3 protein-coding genes are annotated in these 6,025 nt (G+C 59.3%); all 3 read left to right on the forward strand.

Annotation, left to right across the window (positions count from 1 at the left end):
* Nucleotide 1 precedes the first annotated feature (1 nt).
* Nucleotides 2–2,185 carry a TonB-dependent receptor gene (locus AC2FAJ_RS16975; protein ID WP_059355418.1) on the forward strand — a complete coding sequence of 728 codons (2,184 nt, stop codon included), beginning with the start codon at nucleotides 2–4 and terminating at the stop codon, nucleotides 2,183–2,185.
* Nucleotides 2,186–2,312: 127 nt separating this feature from the next.
* Nucleotides 2,313–4,286, forward strand: coding sequence for a PhoX family protein (locus AC2FAJ_RS16980; RefSeq protein ID WP_248113889.1), 1,974 nt, complete (start codon nucleotides 2,313–2,315; stop codon nucleotides 4,284–4,286).
* A 102-nt stretch (nucleotides 4,287–4,388) separates the two neighbouring features.
* A complete protein-coding gene (pheP, locus tag AC2FAJ_RS16985) occupies nucleotides 4,389–5,777 on the forward strand; it encodes a phenylalanine transporter (RefSeq protein ID WP_060573193.1) in 1,389 nt (462 codons plus the stop codon).
* The last annotated feature ends 248 nt before the right edge of the window (nucleotides 5,778–6,025 follow it).

Here is a 6,025-nt window from a genome sequence, read left to right on the forward strand (position 1 = left end):
GATGAACAACACCAAAATGCACAAAACGCTGCTGGCGCTCGCCATTGGCGCTGTTACACATTCCGCTTGGGCGGCAGAGGATAAAAAAGAAGACACCATCGTTGTGCAGTCTGCACCTGCCGGCGACTTTAAACCCGGTGGCGACCAGCTGGTGCCGGCCTTCCTTGACGGGCAGGTGGCGAACGGCGGGCGAATGGGGATGCTCGGCCAGCAGAACGCCATGGACGTGCCGTTCAATATCATCAGCTACACCTCAAAACTGGTGGAAGATCAGCAGGCGAAAACCATTGCTGACGTGGTCGCCAACGACGCGGGCGTTCAGTTTGTGCAGGGTTACGGCAACAGCGCGGAAACCTTCCGCATTCGCGGCCTGAAGTTTGACGGCGACGACATGACCTTCGGTGGCCTCTCCGGCGTGCTGCCGCGTCAGGTGGTGGATGCCCAGATGGTTGACCGCATTGAGATCTTCAAAGGGGCCAACTCCCTGATGAACGGCGCGGCAAGCTCGGGCGTGGGCGGGATGATTAACCTTGAGCCAAAGCATGCCGGGGAAACGCCGCAGGCGAAAGTGGGCGTGGACTACACCTCGGATTCCCAGATTGGCACCACGCTGGATGCGGGGCGTCGCTTTGGCGATAACGACCAGTTCGGCGCGCGCGTGAACCTCGTGCATCGTGAAGGCGAAACCGGCGTACCGAACGACCGCCGCCGCACCACGCTGCTCTCCACCGGCCTGGACTACAAAGGCGACCGCTTCCGCACCTCGCTGGATCTGGGCTATCAGAAGAAAACCTTCCACGGCAGCCCGACCAGCGTCAACATCTCGGCGGTGGACTTCGTGCCTGAACCGCCGAAGAACGATCGTAACTTCTCGCAGAAGTGGGCCTACAGCGATATCGAAAACGAGTTCGGGATGTGGCGCAGCGAGTACGACATCACCGACAGCTGGACCGCCTATACCGGCCTCGGCGCGCAGCACGCGCACGAAGAGGGGATCTACAGCGCGCCGAAGCTGGTGGACAAGAGCGGTAACGCAACGGTCAGCCGTCTGGATACCAACCGCATCAGCGATTCCGTCAGCGGGATGGCGGGCATTCGCGGCAACTTCAACACCGGCTTCGTCTCGCACAAGGTCAACGTCGGGTACTCCGCAATGACCAAAAACGAAAAAATCGCGTGGAAAATGTCGGCGGCGAAGGATAACCCGACCACCAACATCTACCACAACACCGGCGTGGATATGCCGGACAGCACCAACTTCAACGGCTCCGGCGGTAAATACAGCGATCCGCTGACCAGCGGGCGCACCCGCACCCAGGGCTGGCTGCTGAGCGATACCCTGGGCGTGCTTGATGACAAGCTGCTGTTCACCGCAGGCGCGCGCCATCAGAAAGTGGTCGTTCGCGGGTATAACAAAATTACCGGCGCAGAGAACGACGCGGACGGCTTCGACGGCAGCCGCTGGATGCCAACCTACGGCGTGGTTTACAAACCGTGGGAAGAAATTTCCCTCTACGCCAACCACACCGAAGCGCTGCAGCCGGGCAAAACCGCACCTAACACCGCCACCAACTACGGCCAGAGCACCGGCATCGTTCACTCTAAGCAGAACGAAGTGGGCGTGAAGGCGGACTTCGGGCGCGTGGGCGGCTCTCTGGCGCTGTTTGAGATTAAAATGCCCTCGGCGATCCTCGATGCTAACAATCACTACGGCCTGGATGCGGAGCAGCGTAACCGTGGCGTGGAGCTGAACGTCTTCGGCGAGCCGATGCTCGGGATGCGTCTGAACGCCAGTGCCACCTGGCTGCAGGCGGAGCTAACCAAAACCAAAAACGGCGTGAACCAGGGCAACGATGCGATCGGTATTCCGAACTTCTACGCCGTGCTGGGCGCGGAGTACGACATCAAGCCGGTTGACGGCCTGACAGCGACCGCGCGCGTGAACCACTCCGGCACGCAGTATGCCGATCTCGCGAACAGCAAAAAGCTGGATAGCTACACCACGCTGGATCTGGGCATGCGCTATCGCTTCGCGGTGAACCACAACGCAAACCAGATGACCGTGCGCGCGGGCATCGACAACGTGACCAATGAGAACTACTGGGCCAGCGTGGACGATTCCGGTACCTACATCACTCAGGGCGAACCGCGTACCTTTAAGGTCTCGGTTGGCTACGAGTTCTAAGCGTTCCACCTCGTTATCCGGGGCACGGATGCCCCCATCCTTCCGTCATCGTGTTATAAAATTGTAATAAAAGCTTCTTACACTGGTCGCCAACTCTTTACCTCTTGGCCAATGACAGGAAGCCGCTATGGGCAGACCCCTCAAATCCGTTTTTAAAAAAGAACATCGCGACGACATCGCTAACCGCAGCGCAAACCCGGTATTCTCCGAGGTGGCGGAGGTGTTCCTCTCCCGCCGCCGTTTTCTCCAGATGGGGGCCGTTGCGGGGGCCGCCGTATCATTCCCGTTTCTGATCAAACCTGAGAACGCCATTGCCGCGGTATCGAAGCCTTCCGCGCTGGCAAAAGCGGTTTCCCTGGGCTTTACCAGCATCGACGTCTCCACCGAAGATACGGTCAGGGTGCCGGAAGGCTATATTGCCCGCCCGTTCTATCGCTGGGGTGACCCGACGGGGATCAAAAACAACATGCCGGCCTTTAAGCCGGACGCCAGCAACACCACGGACGAACAGGCCGTGCAGGCGGGCATGCACCACGACGGCATGGCGTGGTTTAGCCTGCCGCAGGGGGAGCAAAACCCGGAGCATGGCCTGCTGGCGATGAACCATGAATACATCGACAACGGGATGCTGTTTACCGACGGTACGGCGAACTGGAGCCTCGACAAGGCCCGCAAGGGGCAGAACGCGATGGGCGTCTCGGTGGTGGAAGTGAAAAAAGCGGGCAGCGACTGGCAGGTGGTACGCCCGTCTTCATATGCCCGCCGTATCACCGTCAATACGCCGATGCAGCTTACCGGCCCGGCGCGGCATCAGGACTTAATGAAAACCGCCGCCGACCCGCAGGGGGAACGCGTGCTGGGCACCATGCAAAACTGCGCTAACGGCCACACGCCGTGGGGCACCTATCTCACCTGCGAGGAAAACTGGTCGGATATTTTTGTCAAAAAAGCCGATTTCAATCCGCTGGAAAAACGTTACGGCATCAGCGACAGCGATGAATCCTACCGCTGGAACGAGGTGGACGAGCGGTTCAGCGTGGATAAAACCCCTAACGAACCCAACCGTTTCGGCTGGGTCGTGGAGATCGATCCCTACAACCCCACCTCCACACCGCGCAAGCACACCGCCCTGGGCCGCTTCAAGCATGAGGGGGCAGCCGTCACGCTCGCCGCCGATAACCGCGTGGTGGTCTACATGGGGGACGATCAGAAGTTTGAGTACATCTATAAGTTTGTCTCGGACAAAAAATACGATCCCGCGAACCGTGAAGCCAATATGCAGCTGCTGACCTCCGGCACGCTGTACGTCGCGAGGTTCAACGAGGACGGGAGCGGAGACTGGCTGCCGCTGATCTTCGGGCAAAATGGCCTGGATAAGAGTAAAGGGTTTGAAAGCCAGGGCGATCTGCTGATTAAAACCCGCCTGGCGGCCGACGCGGTGGGGGCGACCAAAATGGATCGCCCCGAATGGATAGCCGTCGATCCGCACGCCAGCGGCAGCGTCTACTGTACGCTCACCAACAACAGCGATCGCGGGAAAGAGGGGAAAGCGCCGGTGGATGCCGCCAACCCGCGCGCCAACAACGTGTTTGGGCATATCATGCACTGGCACGAAGACGGCGCGGACCCTGCTGCCACACGCTTTAAGTGGGATATTCTGGTCATGGCCGGACGCACCGACGGCGACGATCCGAAGGCCAAAGGCTCCATGCAGGGCGCGGCATTCGGCAGTCCGGACGGACTCTCTTTCGATCATCAGGGCGTCCTGTGGATCCAGACCGACGTCTCCTCCAGCACCATCAATAAGAAAGCGTATGAGGGGATGGGCAATAACCAGATGGTGGCGACCATTCCGGGCACCAACGAGTATCGCCGTTTCCTGACCGGGCCGCGCGGGTGTGAGATCACCGGCATTGCGTTTACGCCGGACAACCGCACGCTGTTTATCAACATTCAGCACCCAGGGGAGGGCGGGGATGATATTACCGATCCGGCCAATCCGCGCGCCGTCTCCAACTGGCCGGACGCCAGTCCGAACGGACGCCCGCGATCGTCCACGGTGGTGATCGTGAAAGCGGACGGCGGAATTATCGGGTCGTGACGTTTATCCGCCGGGCGCACGCGCTGGCCCGGCGTTAAGCTTGCTACCACCAGCATGAAGTGTTAAAACGTGCCCCTTCTAAAAAAGAGACAGGGGTAGGGCGTGAAAGACGCGTCATCCGCTTCAGGCCATGGTCGCGCTGAAGCCTCGTCGGATCAGAATCCGACGCTGCAACGTGGTTTGCAAAATCGACATATTCAGTTAATTGCCCTCGGTGGCGCAATCGGTACTGGGCTGTTTCTCGGCATCGGCCCCGCCATTCAGATGGCCGGTCCGGCGGTTCTGCTGGGTTACGCTATCGCCGGGATTATCGCCTTCCTGATCATGCGCCAGCTCGGCGAGATGGTCGTTGAAGAGCCGGTGTCAGGCTCCTTCGCGCACTTTGCCTATAAATACTGGGGCCCGTTCGCAGGCTTCCTCTCCGGCTGGAACTACTGGGTGATGTTCGTGCTGGTGGGGATGGCGGAGCTGACCGCTGCAGGCATCTACATGCAGTACTGGCTGCCGGACGTGCCCACATGGATCTGGGCGGCGGCCTTCTTCATCATCATTAACGCCGTTAACCTCGTCAACGTGCGCCTGTATGGTGAAACCGAGTTCTGGTTTGCGCTGATTAAGGTGCTGGCGATTATCGGCATGATCGGCTTTGGCCTGTGGCTGCTGTTCTCCGGCCACGGCGGCGAGCGGGCCACTATCGACAACCTTTGGCAGCACGGCGGCTTCCTGGCGACTGGCTGGAAAGGGCTTATCCTCTCGTTGGCGGTGATTATGTTCTCCTTCGGCGGTCTGGAGCTGATTGGCATTACCGCGGCCGAAGCGCGCGATCCGCACAAAAGCATTCCGAAAGCGGTCAACCAGGTGGTGTACCGTATTCTGCTGTTCTATATCGGCTCGCTGGTGGTGCTGCTGGCGCTTTACCCGTGGGTGGAAGTGAAGTCCGACAGCAGCCCGTTCGTGATGATTTTCCACGATCTCAACAGCAACGTGGTGGCTTCGGCACTGAACTTTGTCATTCTGGTGGCCTCTTTGTCGGTGTACAACAGCGGGGTCTACTCCAACAGCCGTATGCTGTTTGGCCTCTCCGTACAGGGCAACGCGCCGAAGTTCCTCACCCGCGTGAGTCGTCGCGGCGTGCCGATCAATTCGCTGTTCCTTTCTGGCGCTATCACCTCGCTGGTGGTGCTGATTAACTACCTGCTGCCGAAAGAGGCGTTTGGCCTGCTGATGGCGCTGGTTGTTGCCACGCTGCTGCTGAACTGGATCATGATCTGCCTGGCGCACCTGCGCTTTCGCGCGGCGATGCGCCGCAAAGGGCGCGAAACGCAGTTTAAGGCGCTGCTCTACCCGGCGGGGAACTACCTCTGTATCGCCTTCCTTGGGCTGATTCTGGTGCTGATGTGCACCATGGATGAGATGCGGCTTTCAGCAATGCTGCTGCCGGTATGGGTGGTGTTCCTGTTTATCGCGTTTAAGCTCTCACGCAAAAAGTAGCGCGGTTTTCTCCCTCTCCCTGTGTGCTGAGGGATCCCCAGTAAATAATGCCAGCACGGACGACCCCCTCTCCCTTGAGGGTGTACAGTCCGGGGACATAGTGAACACTTGTTCGGGGACATGGTAGACACTTACAACTAAGGCATAAGAACCCGTCTATGGAGTCGCTTATGCCCTGGGATGCGAGAGATACCATGTCATTACGTACCGAGTTTGTTTTGTTCGCCTCGCAGGACGGGGCGAACATC

The organism is Enterobacter cloacae complex sp. 385G4 (genome assembly GCF_057320665.1).

What these genes read in the sequence shown, in the direction of transcription:
- AC2FAJ_RS16975 (WP_059355418.1), top strand. Translation starts at nt 2, where the DNA reads ATGAACAACACCAAAATGCACAAAACGCTGCTGGCGCTCGCCATTGGC.
- AC2FAJ_RS16980 (WP_248113889.1), top strand. Translation starts at nt 2,313, where the DNA reads ATGGGCAGACCCCTCAAATCCGTTTTTAAAAAAGAACATCGCGACGAC.